The organism is Streptomyces venezuelae (genome assembly GCF_008642275.1).
Classification (GTDB): Bacteria; Actinomycetota; Actinomycetes; order Streptomycetales; family Streptomycetaceae; genus Streptomyces; species Streptomyces venezuelae_E.
The window spans coordinates 2897478-2915000 of the sequence record NZ_CP029189.1 but is presented as its reverse complement, the minus strand read 5'-3'; the positions used below and the strand labels follow the sequence as shown (position 1 = coordinate 2915000).

Annotated in this window: 15 protein-coding genes and 2 rRNA genes (1 of these 17 cut by a window edge); 10 read left to right on the top strand and 7 right to left on the bottom strand. The window is 71.0% G+C overall.

The window, feature by feature from the left end:
- The 4 genes from DEJ51_RS12565 to DEJ51_RS12550 all read left to right on the top strand — a co-directional run.
- Positions 1-1553, top strand: a 23S ribosomal RNA gene (locus DEJ51_RS12565); it begins 1570 nt to the left of the window's first position.
- 76 nt (positions 1554-1629) lie between these two features.
- A 5S ribosomal RNA gene (gene rrf, locus DEJ51_RS12560) occupies positions 1630-1746 on the top strand.
- Between the two features lie 101 nt (positions 1747-1847).
- Positions 1848-2111, top strand: coding sequence for a hypothetical protein (locus DEJ51_RS12555; RefSeq protein ID WP_150257669.1), 264 nt, complete (start codon positions 1848-1850; stop codon positions 2109-2111).
- On the top strand, positions 2108-2494 hold the full coding sequence (locus tag DEJ51_RS12550) for a hypothetical protein (RefSeq protein ID WP_150257668.1): 387 nt from the start codon (positions 2108-2110) through the stop codon (positions 2492-2494). The genes DEJ51_RS12555 and DEJ51_RS12550 overlap by 4 nt, the downstream gene beginning before the upstream one ends.
- Before the next feature lie 14 nt (positions 2495-2508).
- On the opposite strand, the gene DEJ51_RS12545 is transcribed toward DEJ51_RS12550, so the two are convergent.
- From DEJ51_RS12545 to DEJ51_RS12525, 5 genes are read right to left on the bottom strand one after another with little or no spacing between them, the layout of a single operon-like run.
- Complete coding sequence (locus DEJ51_RS12545; RefSeq protein WP_150257667.1) at positions 2509-3819, bottom strand: DUF58 domain-containing protein; 1311 nt, start codon at positions 3817-3819, stop codon at positions 2509-2511.
- Positions 3819-4805, bottom strand: a complete 987-nt coding sequence (locus DEJ51_RS12540) for an AAA family ATPase (protein ID WP_150257666.1) — start codon at positions 4803-4805, stop codon at positions 3819-3821. Before DEJ51_RS12540 ends, DEJ51_RS12545 begins: the two co-directional genes overlap by 1 nt.
- Positions 4802-6091 (bottom strand): DUF4350 domain-containing protein, encoded by a 1290-nt coding sequence (locus DEJ51_RS12535; RefSeq protein WP_411757304.1) that lies wholly within the window; start codon positions 6089-6091, stop codon positions 4802-4804. Before DEJ51_RS12535 ends, DEJ51_RS12540 begins: the two co-directional genes overlap by 4 nt.
- Positions 6088-6768 carry a DUF4129 domain-containing protein gene (locus DEJ51_RS12530; RefSeq protein WP_150257665.1) on the bottom strand — a complete coding sequence of 227 codons (681 nt, stop codon included), beginning with the start codon at positions 6766-6768 and terminating at the stop codon, positions 6088-6090. The genes DEJ51_RS12535 and DEJ51_RS12530 overlap by 4 nt, the downstream gene beginning before the upstream one ends.
- Positions 6769-6775: 7 nt before the next feature.
- On the bottom strand, positions 6776-8020 hold the full coding sequence (locus DEJ51_RS12525; protein ID WP_150257664.1) for a glycerophosphoryl diester phosphodiesterase membrane domain-containing protein: 1245 nt from the start codon (positions 8018-8020) through the stop codon (positions 6776-6778).
- Positions 8021-8333: 313 nt separating this feature from the next.
- Between DEJ51_RS12525 and mtrA the strand changes: the two genes are divergently transcribed.
- The 6 genes from mtrA to DEJ51_RS12495 all read left to right on the top strand — a co-directional run bounded on the left by mtrA (position 8334) and on the right by DEJ51_RS12495 (position 15630).
- Positions 8334-9023: a two-component system response regulator MtrA gene (gene mtrA, locus DEJ51_RS12520; RefSeq protein WP_189747360.1), complete on the top strand. Its 690-nt coding sequence runs from the start codon at positions 8334-8336 to the stop codon at positions 9021-9023.
- 22 nt (positions 9024-9045) lie between these two features.
- The gene (gene mtrB / locus DEJ51_RS12515) at positions 9046-10980 is read left to right on the top strand and encodes an MtrAB system histidine kinase MtrB (protein ID WP_190620340.1); all 1935 of its coding nucleotides are present in this window, start codon (positions 9046-9048) and stop codon (positions 10978-10980) included.
- On the top strand, positions 10970-12847 hold the full coding sequence (locus DEJ51_RS12510; protein WP_150257663.1) for an LpqB family beta-propeller domain-containing protein: 1878 nt from the start codon (positions 10970-10972) through the stop codon (positions 12845-12847). Before mtrB ends, DEJ51_RS12510 begins: the two co-directional genes overlap by 11 nt.
- Before the next feature lie 63 nt (positions 12848-12910).
- Entirely contained in the window at positions 12911-13648 is a 738-nt protein-coding gene (locus DEJ51_RS12505; protein ID WP_150257662.1) for a ComF family protein, read from the top strand.
- Positions 13649-13974: 326 nt separating this feature from the next.
- Positions 13975-14670 carry a ribosome hibernation-promoting factor, HPF/YfiA family gene (hpf, locus tag DEJ51_RS12500; protein WP_150261862.1) on the top strand — a complete coding sequence of 232 codons (696 nt, stop codon included), beginning with the start codon at positions 13975-13977 and terminating at the stop codon, positions 14668-14670.
- A gap of 216 nt (positions 14671-14886) precedes the next feature.
- Positions 14887-15630 carry a response regulator gene (locus DEJ51_RS12495; RefSeq protein ID WP_150257661.1) on the top strand — a complete coding sequence of 248 codons (744 nt, stop codon included), beginning with the start codon at positions 14887-14889 and terminating at the stop codon, positions 15628-15630.
- A 70-nt stretch (positions 15631-15700) separates the two neighbouring features.
- Here the strand turns inward: DEJ51_RS12495 and DEJ51_RS12490 are convergent, their stop codons facing one another.
- Both DEJ51_RS12490 and DEJ51_RS12485 read right to left on the bottom strand, forming a co-directional pair.
- Positions 15701-16873: a winged helix-turn-helix domain-containing protein gene (locus DEJ51_RS12490; protein ID WP_150257660.1), complete on the bottom strand. Its 1173-nt coding sequence runs from the start codon at positions 16871-16873 to the stop codon at positions 15701-15703.
- Positions 16874-16882: 9 nt separating this feature from the next.
- Entirely contained in the window at positions 16883-17464 is a 582-nt protein-coding gene (locus DEJ51_RS12485) for a GNAT family N-acetyltransferase (RefSeq protein WP_150257659.1), read from the bottom strand.
- Positions 17465-17523: the final 59 nt, after the last annotated feature.

Sequence of the window (17523 nt, the reverse complement as noted above, 5' to 3'; positions counted from 1 at the left end):
CGTTCCGGACCCTTCGGGGAAAGGAAAGTGGTGGAGCCGACGAACCAGACTTGTAGTAGGTAAGCGATGGGGTGACGCAGGAAGGTAGTCCAGCCCGGGCGGTGGTAGTCCCGGGGTAAGGGTGTAGGCCGAGGGGTAGGCAAATCCGTCCCTCATTAAGGCTGAGACCTGATGCCGAGCCGATTGTGGTGAAGTGGATGATCCTATGCTGTCGAGAAAAGCCTCTAGCGAGTTTCATGGCGGCCCGTACCCTAAACCGACTCAGGTGGTCAGGTAGAGAATACCGAGGCGTTCGGGTGAACTATGGTTAAGGAACTCGGCAAAATGCCCCCGTAACTTCGGGAGAAGGGGGGCCATTCCTGGTGATGAGTCTTGCACTCTGAGCTGGGGGTGGCCGCAGAGACCAGCGAGAAGCGACTGTTTACTAAAAACACAGGTCCGTGCGAAGCCGTAAGGCGATGTATACGGACTGACGCCTGCCCGGTGCTGGAACGTTAAGGGGACCGGTTAGTGACCTTTCGGGGTTGCGAAGCTGAGAACTTAAGCGCCAGTAAACGGCGGTGGTAACTATAACCATCCTAAGGTAGCGAAATTCCTTGTCGGGTAAGTTCCGACCTGCACGAATGGCGTAACGACTTCTCGACTGTCTCAACCATAGGCCCGGTGAAATTGCACTACGAGTAAAGATGCTCGTTTCGCGCAGCAGGACGGAAAGACCCCGGGACCTTTACTACAGTTTGATATTGGTGTTCGGTTCGGCTTGTGTAGGATAGGTGGGAGACTTTGAAGCAGCCACGCCAGTGGTTGTGGAGTCGCCGTTGAAATACCACTCTGGTCGTGCTGGATGTCTAACCTCGGTCCGTGATCCGGATCAGGGACAGTGTCTGATGGGTAGTTTAACTGGGGCGGTTGCCTCCCAAAGGGTAACGGAGGCGCCCAAAGGTTCCCTCAGCCTGGTTGGCAATCAGGTGTTGAGTGTAAGTGCACAAGGGAGCTTGACTGTGAGACCGACGGGTCGAGCAGGGACGAAAGTCGGGACTAGTGATCCGGCGGTGGCTTGTGGAAGCGCCGTCGCTCAACGGATAAAAGGTACCCCGGGGATAACAGGCTGATCTTCCCCAAGAGTCCATATCGACGGGATGGTTTGGCACCTCGATGTCGGCTCGTCGCATCCTGGGGCTGGAGTCGGTCCCAAGGGTTGGGCTGTTCGCCCATTAAAGCGGTACGCGAGCTGGGTTTAGAACGTCGTGAGACAGTTCGGTCCCTATCCGCTGTGCGCGTAGGAATATTGAGAAGGGCTGTCCCTAGTACGAGAGGACCGGGACGGACGAACCTCTGGTGTGCCAGTTGTCCTGCCAAGGGCACGGCTGGTTGGCTACGTTCGGGAGGGATAACCGCTGAAAGCATCTAAGCGGGAAGCCTGCTTCAAGATGAGTATTCCCACCTCCTTGAGAGGGTAAGGCTCCCAGTAGACGACTGGGTTGATAGGCCAGATGTGGAAGCCCGGTAACGGGTGAAGCTGACTGGTACTAATAGGCCGAGGGCTTGTCCTCAGTTGCTCGCGTCCACTGTGTTAGTTCTGAAATAACGAACGGCTGTGAATACGCCAGCGTTCAAATTTCATAGTGTTTCGGTGGTCATAGCGTTAGGGAAACGCCCGGTTACATTCCGAACCCGGAAGCTAAGCCTTTCAGCGCCGATGGTACTGCAGGGGGGACCCTGTGGGAGAGTAGGACGCCGCCGAACAATCATTGCGGGAAGCCCCGCACCAAACCCTTCGGGGTTCGGTGCGGGGCTTTTCTGCGTTCACCCCACAGATGATGTTTACGTCGACGTATACTCGGATCATGTCTGATGCCATGATCCGTGTGCCGGCCGAGGTGAGAGACCGCCTGGCCGTCATCGCCGAGTCCCGCGGGACGTCCATCCGGTCTCTGGTGCAGGAGTTTGCCGAGACGACGCTGACCGCAGAGGAGCGGCGGGAGCGAGCGGAGCGGGCCCGGGCCTATATGGCCGAGCACTTCGGGGTGGACGTGACCGACGAGGAGAGTGCGGCCATGGGCCGAAGGCTCCGTGAGGCCTTCGCACGGCAGGAGGACGCGGCCGCGTGATCCAGCACCACCTCGTCCTGGACACACCGTCCTTGCTCGCGCTGTCCGGGAATCGCCAGGTGTCCGCGCTGATTCACCGTGCCCATCTCGATGCGGACACACGGTTGTGGGTGCCGGTCCTGTCGGTCCTTGAGGCCGACGTGGTTCTCGCAGGGATCGCTGAGCACATCGGTCAGCTCGACGTGATCCACGTGCTCGACCTCGACTATCCGGCCGTCCTGGCTGTGGCACAGATGTGCCGCGACGGAGTGCCGGCCGGTGTCGCAGCGGCCGCCCATGCCGCACGTCACCTTCCCGAGTGGGGTTCGCAGGCACTGGTTGCCACGGTGGAGCCGAAGGCCTACGAGGGGCAGGGAGTGGGCGTCTTCGATCTGAACCGCTGAGTCCCCCTCGCTCCTCAGAGACGGCCGGCGGCTTTCAGGGCCAGGTAGGCGTCCGCGAGGGACGGGGCCAGGGTGTCCGGGGTCGCGTCGACGACATGGACGCCGTGGCGCGTCAGCTGGTCCGCGGTGCGGCGGCGCTGGGACTGGGTCTGGGTGCCGGCGGCGGCTTCGTAGACCGCGTCCACCGTGCCGCGCGAACGTGACATGTCCGCGACATGCGGGTCGGAGACCGAGGCCAGCAGGACCGTGTGGCGCTGGGTGAGACGCGGGAGTACCGGCAGCAGGCCCTCTTCGATCGGGGCCGCGTCCAGGCTCGTCAGGAGGACCACCAGGGACCTGCGCGGGGCGTTGCGGAGGATGGTGGAGACCAGGGTGCGGGAGTCCGTCTCGACCAGTTCCGGTTCGAGGGTGGCCATCGCGTTCACGAAGGACGGGAGCACGTCGGCCGCGGCGCGGCCCTGGACCTGGGCGCGGGGACGCCGGTCGTGGGCCAGCAGGTCCACGCGGTCGCCCGCGCGGGTGGCCAGGGCGGCCAGGAGCAGGGCCGCGTCCATCGCGGAGTCCAGGCGGGGGGCGTCGCCGACGCGGCCCGCCGAGGTGCGGCCGGTGTCGAGGCAGATGAGGATGTGCCGGTCGCGTTCCGGGCGCCAGGTGCGGACGGCCACCTTGTTCTGGCGGGCCGTGGCGCGCCAGTCGATGGAGCGGGTGTCGTCGCCCGGGACGTAGTCGCGGAGGCTGTCGAACTCGGTGCCCTCGCCGCGGGTCAGGACGCTGGTGCGGCCGTCGAGTTCGCGCAGGCGGGCCAGCCGGGACGGGAGGTGCTTGCGGCTGGTGAAGGGCGGCAGGACCCGGACGGTCCAGGGGGACACCTGGGAGCCCTGGCGGGCCCACAGGCCCAGCGGGCCGTAGGAGCGGATCGTGACGCGGTCGGCCTGGCGGTCTCCGCGCCGGGTCGGCAGCAGCCGGGTGGTGAGCCGGCGGCGTTCACCCGCGGGGACGACCACCTCGTGGCGCGACGCGGCGGGTTCGGTGCCCGGGAGCCAGCTGCTCGGGGGCCACGCGTCGCGGACGCGGGCCCGGAGCTTTCGGCTGCTGGGGTTGATGACGCTGAGGTGGACTTCGGCGGGTTCGCCGAGGCGGACCGAGGTGTCTCCGGAGCGGGCCAGTACGAGGCCGCGCACGGGCGCGGCGAGCGCGCAGTCGAGCGCGCAGGCCAGTGCGATCGGGGCGTTGACCGCGAGCATGCCGGTCCAGCTCGGTTCGAGGAGGCCGACCGGGATGCTGCCGAGGGCCGCCAGCAGGGCGGCGCGTCCGGTGAGGGCCATCAGCGCGGTACGGGGACGTGGGAGAGGATCGCGGTGATGACGGCGTCGGCGGTGACTCCCTCCATCTCCGCCTCCGGACGCAGCTGGACCCGGTGGCGCAGGGTCGGCAGGGCGAGGGCCTTGACGTCGTCGGGAGTGACGTAGTCGCGGCCGGTGAGCCAGGCCCAGGCGCGGGAGGTGGCCAGCAGGGCGGTCGCACCGCGGGGGGAGACGCCGAGGGTGAGGGACGGCGATTCGCGGGTGGCGCGGCAGACGTCGACGACGTAGCCGGCGATCTCGGGGGAGACGGCGACGTCGGCGACGGCCCGGCGGGCGGCTTCGAGCTGGGCAGGGCCGGCGACCGGGCGGATGCCCGCGGCGTGCAGGTCGCGGGGGTTGAAGCCGGCGGCGTGGCGGGTCAGCACCCCGATCTCGTCCTCGCGGGAGGGCAGGGGGACGGTGAGCTTGAGGAGGAAGCGGTCCAGCTGGGCTTCCGGGAGGGGGTACGTGCCCTCGTACTCGACCGGGTTCATGGTGGCGGCGACGAGGAAGGGGTCGGGCAGCTTGCGCGGCGTGCCGTCGACGGTGACCTGGCGCTCCTCCATGGCTTCGAGGAGGGAGGACTGGGTCTTGGGAGGGGTGCGGTTGATCTCGTCCGCGAGGAGGAGGTTGGTGAAGACCGGGCCGTCCTGGAAGGAGAACTCGGCGGTGCGGGCGTCGTAGACGAGTGAGCCGGTGACGTCGCTCGGCATCAGGTCCGGGGTGAACTGGACGCGCTTGGTGTCGAGTTCGAGGGAGGCGGCCAGGGCCCGTACGAGGAGGGTCTTGGCGACGCCGGGGACGCCTTCGAGGAGGACGTGGCCGCGGCACAGGAGCGCCACGACGAGTCCGGTGACGGCGGAGTCCTGCCCGACCACGGCCTTGCCGATCTCGGTGCGGAGCGCTTCGAGGGAAGCGCGGGCGCTGTCCGCGGTCACTGCCGTGGACTCGGTGGCCGGGTACGTCATGACGTACGGACCTCTCTTTCGAGGGCGTCGAGGTGGTCGGCGAGCGCGACGAGTGCCGCGTCGTCGGAGGGGGTGGTGCCGAAGAGGAGGGCGGTCACGTCCCGGGGCTCGCCGGTCAGGCGGGCGGAGACGGCCGGGGCCAGTGCCGACGGGTCGTGGGCCTGGGTGTGCGGTACGCCGACCAGTGCGGCGAGGCGTTCGCGGGTGGCGGCGCGCAGCACGGTGGCGGCGCGGTCGCGGGCGTCGGCCTTGCGGTAGAGGCGGGCGCGGCCCTCGGTGGCCTCGGAGGCGCGGATGGCGACGGGGAGCTTCTCGGTGACGAGGGGGCCCAGGCGCCGGGCGCGCCAGAGGGCGGCGAGGGCCGCGGCGACGAAGAGCTGGAGCAGGGCCCAGGACCAGCCGGCCGGGATGAGGTCGAAGAGGCTCTGGTCCTCGTCGGAGGACGCGGAGTCGGCGTCGGAGTCGGCGAGGGACGGCAGGTACCAGACGAGGTCCGGGCGGGAGCCGAGGAGCTGGAGGGCGAGGGAGGCGTTGCCTTCGTCGGCGAGCGACTCGTTGAGGAGGATCGTCTCGGAGCCGAGGACGACGGTGTCGCCGCCGGTGGGGCCGGTGGGCAGGACGAGCAGGGTGGGGTGGCCGCCGCTGGGGTAGCAGGCGGTGGCCCGGGGGAGGGCGGTGCTGTAGGCGAGGCCGCCGCCGGTGTCGGCGCGGCCGGCCGAGGTGGCGGCGGGCAGGGTGCAGCCGGGGTCGGGGCGGTCCGTGTCGGCGTCGCCCGCGGTGCGCACGCCGGGGGAGAGGCCGGTGAGGCTGTGGGTGGTGGGGGCGAGGAGGACGGTGCGGCCGCCGGAGAGGTCGATGGCCGAGCGGATGACGTCGCGCTGGGTGGCGCCGAGCCGGTCGGGGTCGGTGACCAGGAGGGTGGTGCGGGGGCCGGCGGCGTCGGCGGCTTCGCGGGCGGTGGTGACCACGCGGGTGGTGACGCCGCGGTCCTTCAGGAGCTCGGCGACGGCGTGACTGCCGAAGGGGTCGGTGGTGCGGGGGTCGAGGTAGCCGTGGCGGCTGCCGGAGCCGAGGGCGGCCACGGCGATGGCGCCGGCGGCGAGGACGGCCACGGCGGTGAGGGCGCGGCGGATCCCGCGCAGGCGGCGGGTGCGCGGGTCGCCGGCCATGGCGGGCGCGGGCGCGGGTGCGGGGCCGGGGTCGTGGCCGGGGGTGCCTTCGCGGGTGTCGGGGGCCGGTCGGGCCTCCATGGCCGTCGGCGGCGCCGGATCGGTCGGGCCGGTCATGCGGTGGGTCCCGTCAGCAGCGGCTTCGCGCGGTCCAGGGTGAGGTCGAGGGCGCGCAGGCGGGCGTACGTGTCGGCGTCGGCGGTGCGGCCGCCGTAGGTGACGTCGTCGAAGGTACGGGCGGCGGCGTGGAGTTCCGCGGCGTGGTCGGGGAGGGAGAGCGCGGCTTCGGCGGCGGCCTCGTCGGCGGTGCGTCCGGGGCGCGGGTCGAGGAGGGTGCGCTCCTCCAGGGAGCGGACGACGGCGCGCATGCGTTCCTGGACGGCTTCGGTCCAGCGGCCGGCGGCGGCGTGGGCGTCGGCGGCGGTCCGGTGGTCGGCGGCGCTGCGCGTGCCGTCGGGGAAGAGGGCGGTGGTCCCGGTGGTGATCCGGCCGGGGGTGCCCAGGCGCCACCAGAGGGCGCCGACGGCGAGGACCACGAGGACGAGGACGACGAGGAGGCCGAAGCCGCCTCCGGGGGTCGCCCCGGAGGCGGCGCCGAGCATGTCGTCGAGCCAGTCGAAGAACTTGCGCAGGGCGCGGTCGAACAGGCTCGGGTCGTTCTCGTGGTACATCGGCTTGGACAGTTCGCGTTCGGCCGCTTCCCTGGCGGGTTCGCGCGGTGTCGTCACCGGTGGTGTCTCGGCGCTCGGCAGGAGCGCCGCGGCGCGGGTGATGAGGCCCCCCGTACTCATCATCTGTGCGTCAGCCTCCGGTCGTGCCGTAGTTCTCCAGGCCGGCGGCCCGGGCGAGTTCCAGGTCGAGTCCCTCGCGGCGGATGCGCTGGTCGACGTACAGGAGCACGGTGACGCCGGACTGGAAGGGCATGACGATGGTCTGCGCGATGATCAGGCCGATCGCGGGGCCGATCAGGACGCCCCAGTTGCTCATGCCGCTGCCGTCCTCCATGGCGTCGAGGCCACCGCTGAAGGCGAGCAGGCTGATGATCTGGAACGGGGCGACGATCATCGCCGAGACGAAGAAGGCGATGATGGTGGTGAGGGCCGAGATGCCGAAGATGCGCCACCAGGTGTTCTTGACGAGCTTGGAGGAGCGCGCGAAGGCCTTGAGGACGGTGCTCTTCTCCAGCATCAGGGCGGGTGAGGCCAGGACGAACTTGATGCCGAGCCAGAACAGGAGCGGGACCCAGAGGGCGAGGCCGAGGAAGGCGAGGCCGACGGACTCGGCGAGGATGCCGGGCACGATCAGGACGGCGCCGAGCAGGACGGCGCCGAGGGCCATCAGCACGGTGAGCCCCATCAGGCGCAGCAGCTGCGGGCGGGACTCGCGCCAGGCGCCGGAGACCGAGGACTGCTGGCCGAGCACGGCGCGGCTGAAGACCATCGTGAGCATCGCCGTGACCAGGATCGTGCCCAGGAACTGGATGAACTGGATCACCGCGGACGCGCCGAGGGTGCTGCCGAGCGAGTCGATGAGCTCGTCGGGGCCGGCTTCCGGGGTCGCGGCGAAGGCGAGGTCGTCCAGCATGAACTTCTGGACGATCACGCTGATGACCTGGACGACGGTGGCCACGACGAGGGTGATCGGCAGTACCGACCGCCAGTGGGTGCGCATGGTGGCGACCGCGCCGTCGAGGATCTCGCCGAGGCCCAGGGGCCGCAGGGGGATCACACCGGGCTTGGCGGCGGGGGGCTGGCCCCACTGGCCGGGGCCGCCCGGGTAGCCGTACTGGGAGCCGTACGGGCCCGTCTGAGGGGTGCCCGGCTGCTGTCCCCAGCCCGTGGGCCCGGGCTGCGCCTGGGGAGCGGCGGGCGGCGTGGTGCCCGGGCTCGACCACTGACCGGGCGGTGGCTGCTCGGCGGACCACTTGGGGTCGGCGGCGGGCGGTGTGGCCTGGGCGGGCTGCTCGCGCGCGCCGCTTTCGGTGCCCGGCCGCTCGCCGTCGGACGGAGAGGATCCGGGCGTAGCCCAGCCCGGAGAGTCGTTCATCGTCACTCCTTCATGTGCGCCTGCCGCGGCGGGGCGCTGGTCGCTGCCATCGTGCCACGTGGGGGGCCCGAACGGAGTAGGGGGTTGGCGGCAGATCGGGTGCGGTGGCGGGTCGGAAGGGGTCGCGCCGGGGCGATCCCGACCGGTCGGACGGTCACGGGCGGTGTTGCGGGGTCTTCGCAGCCCGTACCTTCAATAGTCGCCCCGATCGGGGGCAGACTGGTGGGGCTGCTCCCGACGCAGGTCCGAGGGTCGATTTCCAGCCCTTTTGGCTGTGGGACAGCTCACCGCCGGGTAACGAATAGCTAATGGGATGATGTCAACCATGAAGGGACGCGTCCTTGTCGTCGACGACGACACCGCGCTGGCCGAGATGCTCGGCATTGTGCTGCGTGGAGAAGGTTTTGAGCCGTCGTTCGTAGCGGACGGTGACAAGGCACTTGCTGCCTTCCGGGAGGCGAAGCCGGACCTGGTGCTGCTGGACCTCATGCTGCCCGGGAGGGACGGCATAGAGGTCTGCCGCCTGATCCGGGCGGAGTCCGGTGTGCCGATCGTCATGCTCACCGCGAAGAGCGACACGGTCGACGTCGTCGTGGGTCTGGAGTCCGGGGCCGACGACTACATCGTGAAGCCGTTCAAGCCGAAGGAGCTGGTGGCCCGCATCCGGGCCCGTCTGCGGCGGTCGGAGGAGCCCGCACCCGAGCAGCTGGCCATCGGTGACCTGGTCATCGACGTGGCCGGGCATTCGGTCAAGCGGGACGGTGCCTCGATCGCGCTGACCCCGCTGGAGTTCGACCTGCTGGTCGCGCTCGCGCGCAAGCCCTGGCAGGTCTTCACCCGTGAGGTGCTGCTGGAGCAGGTCTGGGGCTACCGGCACGCGGCGGACACCCGTCTGGTCAACGTGCACGTGCAGCGTCTGCGCTCCAAGGTCGAGAAGGATCCGGAGCGCCCCGAGATCGTCGTGACGGTGCGTGGTGTCGGCTACAAGGCCGGACCCAGCTGACGTGCAGTCCGGTACGTCCGGCATGTCCGGCAGGGTCCCGGGCGGCCTCAGCCCGTGGAGGCTGCGCCTCGGCCGGCTCTTCCGGGACCGGGCGTCGAGCAGCCGGGTGCTGCGGCTCTTCGTGCGCCTGGCACGCCGGCCGCTGCTTCCGGCTGTCCGCATGTGGCGGCGCAACATCCAGCTGCGGGTGGTCGCGGCCACCCTGCTGATCTCGCTCGCCGTGGTCCTCGCGCTGGGGTTCGTCGTCATCGCGCAGGTCAGCAGGGGTCTCCTCGAAGCCAAGGAGGAGGCGGCGCAGAGCCAGGCCGCGGGCGGGTTCGCGGTGGCGCAGGAGAAGGCCAACGCCCCGGCCACGGTGGACGGGCCCGACGCCACCGACAACAAGGTCGGCCGGGACGCCAGTACCTGGATGAACTCCCTGGTCAAGCAGTTGGCCAGTGGTGGCCAGACGGCCTTCGAGGTCGTCGCGCTGGGCGCGGGTACGGGCGACGAGGCGCTGCCCGGGACGCAGGGCGTCAAGGGCGCCCGGGCCTCCGGGAACGTGGACCCGACCGCCAGTGTGCCGCTGCCGCTGCGCCGGGCCGTCAACCGTGCCACCGGTGCCTTCAAGACCTTCTCCGAGATCCGGTACACGAGCGGGGACAGGGCGAAGGAGCCCGAGCCGGCACTGGTGATCGGCAAGCGGCTCTCGGACATCAACGGCGACCCGTACGACCTGTACTACCTCTTCCCGCTCACGCAGGAGGAGGAGTCCCTCAACCTGATCAAGGTCACCATCGTGACCGCGGGTCTGTTCGTCGTCGTCCTGCTCTGCGGCATCGCCTGGCTCGTCGTGCGCCAGGTGGTGACCCCTGTCCGGATGGCCGCCGGGATCGCCGAGCGGCTCTCGGCGGGGCGGCTGCAGGAGCGGATGAAGGTCACCGGCGAGGACGACATCGCGCGCCTCGGCGAGGCCTTCAACAAGATGGCGCAGAACCTCCAGAACAAGATCCAGCAGTTGGAGGAGCTGTCCCGGATGCAGCGCCGTTTCGTCTCGGACGTGTCGCACGAACTGCGTACCCCGCTGACGACGGTACGGATGGCCGCCGACGTCATCCACGACGCGCGGGTGGACTTCGACCCGATCACCGCGCGCTCCGCCGAGCTGCTCGCCGGGCAGCTCGACCGGTTCGAGTCGCTGCTGGCCGACCTGCTGGAGATCAGCCGCTTCGACGCCGGGGCGGCGGCCCTGGAGGCCGAGCCCATCGACCTGCGTGACGTCGTGCGCCGGGTCATCGACGGCGCCGAGCCGCTCGCCGAGCACAAGGGGACCCGGATCCGGGTCCTGGGCGACACCCAGCCGGTCATCGCCGAGGCGGACGCCCGGCGGGTGGAGCGGGTGCTGCGCAATCTGGTCGTCAACGCCGTGGAGCACGGCGAGGGCCGCGACGTGGTGGTCCGGCTGGCGTCCGCGGGAGGGGCCGTCGCCGTCGCCGTACGGGACTACGGGGTCGGGCTGAAGCCCGGCGAGGCCACCCGCGTCTTCAACCGTTTCTGGCGGGCCGACCCGGCGCGGGCGCGTACGACCGGCGGGACCGGCCTCGGCCTGTCCATCGCCGTCGAGGACGCCCGGTTGCACGGAGGCTGGCTGCAGGCGTGGGGCGAGCCGGGCGGCGGCTCGCAGTTCCGTCTGACCCTGCCGCGCACGGCCGACGAGCCGTTGCGGGGCTCGCCCATCCCGTTGGAGCCCGAGGACTCCCGGGGCAACCGGGCCCGGGCCGCCGCCGAGGCCGCGGGCGGCGCGGCGGAGCGTACGCCGGCGGCCTCGGGCGACCGCTCGCCGATACCGCCGCGCTCGCCCGTCGCCGGGGCGATGCCGGTGCCCGCCGACCCGACGGCCCTGCCGGGGAACGGGGCCCGGGTCGTGGCCCGCCCGGCCGAGCAGGCACAACAGGAGGACCGAGCCGATGGACGCTGAGCCCTTGGACGCGTGGGCGGGGCGTGCGCGGGTGCGGCGGCGACGGCTGCGTACCGTACGGGCGTACGCCTTCGGGGCGGCCGGGCTGCTGCTCGCGGGCTGCGCGTCGATGCCGGACCGGGGCGACATCCGCCCGGTGCAGGCCTCGCAGGGCGTGGACTCGCAGGTCCGGGTGTTCGGGGTACCGCCCGCGGACAAGGCCAGCCCGGCGGAGATCGTCGACGGCTTCCTGGAGGCGATGACCAGCGACGACCCGCAGCTGGAGACCGCCCGCAAGTACCTCACCAAGGCCGCGGCGGAGAACTGGAAGCCCGGCTCCGCCGTCACCGTGCTCTCCTCGGGACTCAACCGGGTTCCGAACCGGGGCGAGAAGGATCCGGACGGGCCGCGCTGGAAGGTGACCGGCAAGAAGCTCGCGACGGTCGACGAGCACAGTGCGTACCAGCCGCAGACCGGGGCCAGCGAGTACGAGGAGTTCCTGCAGCTCGTCCAGAACGAGGACAAGCAGTGGCGGATCTCGACCCCGCCGAGCGGGCTCGTCCTCAGCGAGTCGGACTTCCAGCGCATCTACATGCCGGTCAACAAGTACTACTTCGCGGGCGGCACGCTCGTCGCCGACCCGGTCTACGTGCGTCAGCGCACCGACCCGGACTCGCGGATGGACCCGACCACGCAGACCGTACAGTCGCTGCTGGCGGGGCCGTCCCGGTGGCTGGCGCCGGTCGTGGAGTCCAGCTTCCCCACGGGTACGGAACTGAGCCCGGGCACCAAGTCCCTTTCGTACGACGGGCAGAACACGCTGCGCGTGCCGCTCAACGAGAAGGCGGAGAACGTCGCGCAGCCGCAGTGCAAGAAGATGGCGACCCAACTCCTGTACACGGTCAAGGATCTGACGGGCTCCCGGCTCGACCAGGTTGAACTGGTGCGGGCGGGCGGCAAGTCGACCTCGCTGTGTTCGGTGAGCGAGGTGAGCGCGGCCGCGATCGCGGGCCGGCCCAAGATCCCCGAGTACCAGTACTTCGTCGACAACGAGAAGCGGCTGGTCCGGATGAAGCTGGACACGAGCAGCGAGGACCAGCAGGCCAAGCCCGAGCCGGTGCCGGGGCCGCTGACCACGCCGCCCGGGTTCAAGGTCAGGTCGGCGGCGGTCTCGCACGACGAGCGGCACGCGGCCGTGGTCTCCGAGGACGAGCACGCGCTGTACGTCGTGGCGCTGGTCGGGGGCGGGGCGATGCCGCAGCCGTTGCCGATCGGCAAGGGCGGCAAGGCGGCGCTGCTGACCGCGCCGAGCTGGGACGCCTCGGGTGACCTGTGGGTCGCGGACCGGGATCCGCAGTCCCCGGGGCTGTGGCGGGTGCCCGGTGGTGCCGGAACGCCCGAGAAGGTGCAGGTGGCGGGGCTGGACGGGCGCCGGATCGCCTCGCTGAAGGCGTCCGCCGACGGGGCGCGGATCGCGCTGCTGGTGGAGCCGCCCGAGGGCGGCAAGGTGCTCTACGTCGGGCGGATCGAGCGGCCCGACGGCAAGACGGACTCCTCGGCGGTGTCCGTGCGCGAGCTGCGTCCGGCGGCTCCGCAGATGGTCGACGTGACGGCGATGAGCTGGGCGCCGCGCGGGCGGCTGCTCGTGGTGGGCCGGGAGAACGGCGGCGTGCAGCAGGCCCGCTACATGCTGGCCGACGGTTCGATGGTCGCGGCGAGCCTGCCGGGGGCCACCGGGCTGTCGGAGGTCGCGGTCGCGGCCACGGAGGACGAGGCGAAGCCGAAGCCGGTGGTCGCGTACTCGGAGGACGGGATCGTGTGGCTGCCGCCGGGTGCGCAGTGGCGCACGGTGGCGGCGGGCGGCCGGTCGCCGGTGTACCCGGGCTGACCCGCTCGCGCACGGTCGTCCACAGGGGTCGCGCCCTGGGCGCCCGCCCGTCAGGGTGGAGCCATGCGGGGGTGGTGGCAGGAGCTCGCCGGGCTGGTCCTGCCGGTCGACTGCGCCGGCTGCGGGGCGCTGCGGGTGCTGGTGTGCGCCGGGTGCCGGGAGGTGCTGAGCGGGGCCGGGGAGGGGCCGGTGCGGCTGTCTCCCAGCCCTGCGGGGCTGCCGGTGGTGCGGGCCGCCGCCGTCTACGAGGGAGCCGTACGGAGCCTCCTGCTGGCCCACAAGGAGCGCGGGGCGCTGCCGCTGGCCGGGGTGCTCGGCGGCGCGCTCGCGGCGGCCGTCCTGGCGGGCGGCTGCCGGGCCGCGGGCGGGGCGGGGGAGGTGGCTCTGGTCCCGGTCCCGTCGGCGCGCGGGCAGGTCCGGGCGCGGGGGCACGATCCGGCGCGCAGGATCGCGTTCTCGGCCGCGGGACGGCTGCGGCGGGCCGGTGTGCCCGCGCGCGTGGCACCCGTACTGGGGTTGCGGCGGGCGGTGGCGGACCAGGCGGGTCTGGGGGCCCGGCAGCGCCGGGAGAACCTCGCGGGGGCGCTCGCGGTGCGCCGGGGCGGGCGGCGGCTCCTGGCGGGCGCGGCCCGGATCGTGCTCGTGGACGATGTGATCACCACAGGGGCGACGCTGGCGGAGGCGGCCCGCGCGGTGCGTGCCGCGGGCCTGGTGGGGGGCCCGGGGGCGGTGGTGCGGGCGGCGGTGGTGGCCGCGCCGGCGGACTCGTTCAGGCGGATCGAACGGGCGCCGGGCGTTTGAGCAACTCGGACAGAACAAAAATCTTGTGAATAGATTTGGAACTGGCGGGGAAGGCCCATCGTTGCAGGTAGTAAGAGGGAACAGCCACCTGGATGGAAGTACATTCCGGTAGCGGGTGCCGACAACCGCCCGAGAGGGATATGTTCGGTTGTAAGGAACTCAGGAGGCTGGCTCCCGACTCCGAAGTCGGTGGGGTTTTGATCTTGCCGATGGGGGAGGAGGCGGTGAAAGTCACCAAGTCCGAGGCTCCGGCCTTCACCGGAGCCTGGTGCGAAAGGGAGACGCTTCGCCCCGTCGGGCGGAGCTATCCGGGAACGGAGTTCTGCGTGGACATCGTCGTCAAGGGCCGCAAGACCGAGGTGCCCGAGCGGTTCCGCAAGCACGTGGCCGAGAAGCTGAATCCGGAGCGGATCCAGAAGCTCGACGCCAAGGTGATCAGCTTGGACGTCGAGGTGTCCAAGGAGCACAACCCGCGTCAGGCCGACCGTTCCGACCGCGTGGAGATCACCCTGCGTTCGCGGGGCCCGGTGATCCGTGCCGAGGCCGCCGCCGCCGACGCGTACGCGGCGCTGGACCTTGCTCAGGACAAGCTGGAGGCCCGGCTGCGCAAGCAGCACGACAAGCGTTACACCCGCCGTGGCAACGGCCGGCTCTCGGCGGCGGAGGTCGCCGACGTGGTACCGGGCGTCGCCTCGCTGAACGGCAGTGGCCAGCCGGTGTCGGAGGAGAAGACGGACGGGGTGCCGATCACCCGGATCGGATCCATCGAGGTGCAGGGCGAAGGCCCGCTCATCGTCCGCGAGAAGACCCACTCGGCCGCACCCATGTCGCTCGACCAGGCTCTGTACGAGATGGAACTGGTCGGCCACGACTTCTATCTGTTCGTCGACTCCGAGACGAAAATGCCCAGTGTCGTCTACCGCCGTCATGCCTATGACTACGGCGTCATCCACGTGAACCCCGACGGTGCCTCCAGCTCGGAGGAGCCGCGGGGCGGCGCCGGTGGCGCGCTCGGCGGCTGAGGCCGAGGCCCCAGCACATCTGTTCACCGCCCCCGGGCAGGCGCTCCGGCGCCTGTGCGGGGGCACCTGCATGACGGGCGTGCGACGGATATGCGCCAGGTGGCGCGCTTTTGGCCCCCGGGGCGTGGTGCGGGCATGGAATCATGGCGTGCAGTCAACCGGCCGCGGTGTGTGTCCGGTTGGACCAGCGGCTGAGCACATGCAGGGGGAGGAACGATGGCGGACAGCTTCGGGCCGGTGCACGGGGACGGCGGCGCCGCGGGCTGCCGCGGGACGGACCCTTCGCAGGAGACCGCCCGGGAGCCCATCAGGGTGCTCGTGGTCGACGACCACGCGCTCTTCCGGCGGGGACTGGAGATCGTCCTCGCGCAGGAGGAGGACATCCAGGTCGTCGGTGAGGCCGGGGACGGGGCGGAGGCCGTGGACAAGGCGGCCGACCTGCTTCCGGACATCGTGCTGATGGACGTGCGGATGCCCCGGCGCGGCGGGATCGAGGCGTGCACCTCGATCAAGGAGGTGGCCCCCTCCGCGAAGATCATCATGCTGACGATCAGTGACGAGGAGGCCGACCTCTACGACGCGATCAAGGCGGGCGCGACCGGGTACCTCCTGAAGGAGATCTCCACGGACGAGGTGGCCACGGCGATCCGGGCGGTGGCGGACGGCCAGTCGCAGATCAGCCCGTCGATGGCGTCGAAGCTGCTCACCGAGTTCAAGTCGATGATCCAGCGGACCGACGAGCGGCGGCTCGTGCCCGCGCCGCGGCTGACGGACCGGGAGCTGGAGGTCCTGAAACTGGTGGCCACCGGTATGAACAACCGCGATATCGCGAAGGAGTTGTTCATTTCCGAGAACACCGTGAAGAACCACGTCCGCAACATCCTGGAGAAGCTGCAGCTGCACTCCAGGATGGAGGCCGTGGTCTACGCGATGCGGGAAAAGATCCTCGAAATCCGCTAGGCGCACGCACCTTTCCGGTTCTGGTTTTCAGTTCCGGTACCGGTTCCGGGCCGTCCGGGCCGTCCGGGCCTTACAGCGCGGCCAGTTCCGCGGTGACGGCCGCCGCTTCCGCGGGCGAACTCGCGCGCTCGACGCGTACGTCCTCGCAGCCGACCCACTCCGCGGCCTCCCGCAGGGCCTTCGCCATCGGGCCCGCGGCCTTCGGGGAGGTCAGCGACAGCTGCCGGGCGACCAGGGTGCGGCCCTCGCGCGCCGGGTCGACGCGGCCCTGCAGCCGGCCGCCCGCCAGCAGCGGCATCGCGAAGTACCCGTGTATGCGCTTCGGCTTGGGCACGTACGCCTCCAGACGATGGGTGAATCCGAAGATCCGCTCCGTCCGCGGCCGGTCCCAGACCAGGGAGTCGAAGGGCGAGAGCAGCGTGGTGCGGTGGCGGCCCGCGGGCGCCTGCGCGAGGGCCGCCGGGTCCGCCCAGGCCGGCTTGGACCAGCCCTCCACCTCGACCGGCACCAGCCCGGAGTCGGCCACCACCGCATCGAACTCCTCGCCCTTGAGGCGGTGGTAGTCCGCGATGTCGGCGCGGGTGCCGACACCCAGGGACCGGCCCGCCAGGGCGACCAGTCGGCGCAGGCACTCACGGTCGTCGAGGTCGTCGTGGAGCAGCGCGCCGGGAACGGCCCGCTCGGGGAGGTCGTAGACCCGCTTCCAGCCGCGGCGCTCGCTGCACACCACCTCACCGGTGTCCAGCAGCCACTCCACCGCGATCTTCGTCTCGGACCACTCGAACCACTCGCCGCCGTTCTTGGCACCGCCGAGCTCGGTGGAGGTCAGCGGGCCGTCGGCGCGGAGCCGGTCCAGCACCGACCGCGTCGAGCGCTCCTTGTCCTGGAGGATGTGCCAGCGGTGACCGCGGTCCCGGCGGGCCCGGCGGCGGAACGCGAAATGCGGCCATTCCTCGATCGGCAGGATGCAGGCCGCGTGCGACCAGTACTCGAAGGCGTGCCGGTCCGACCAGTACGCCCGCTCCACGGTGTCCCGGCCCACCGCGCCCAGGCGCGCGTACGGGATCAGCTCGTGCGAGCGGGCCAGGACCGAGATGGTGTCCAGCTGTACGGCGCCCAGGTGGCGCAGGACCCCGCGGACCCCGCCGCGCCGGTCGGGTGCCCCGAGGAAGCCCTGTGCGCGCAGGGCGATGCGCCGGGCCTCGTCGGCGGACAGGGAGAGGGAGGCGGTACCCGAAGTCATCCCCGAAGACTAGGACGTGCCACCGACAGCGGGCAGGTACGGCTGCCGCGAGGGCAGGCCGAGGTCACCGGGGAGCAGGGCGCCGATCCAGCAGTCGCGGTACGTGCCGCGCTGGATGATGCCGGCCCGCAGCGTCCCCTCGATCCGGAAGCCGGCCTTCTCGGCCACGGCGCGGGAGCCCGCGTTGCCCACCTCGGCGCGCCATTCCAGGCGCCCGGTGCCCAGCTCGGTGAAGGCCCAGCGGGCGACGGCCAGGACGGCCTCGGCCGTGTAGCCCCGGCCGCGGTGCTCCCGGACCGCCCAGTAGCCGACCTCGTGGCTCTCCGGGCTGTTGATGTGCAGGCCGACGGAGGCGACCAGCGGCCCGTCGGCCCCGAGGCGTACGGCGAAGGGGAAGGCGGTGCCGTTGCGCCAGCCGTTCGGCGCGGTCTCGGTCACCCAGGTGTGCGCGTCCGCGCGTACGTAGGGGGACGGGACCAGCGTCCAGCGCTGGATGTCGGGGTCCTGCGCGGCGGCGTACACCTCGGCCTCGTCCGCGGGGACGAAAGGCCGCAATACCAGTCGGTCCGTGCTGAGTGTCTTCGGCTCCATGGACGAATTCTGCTGCCGGGCCGGTATCCGGGGCGAACAATTTCCGGTGATCCCTCAGG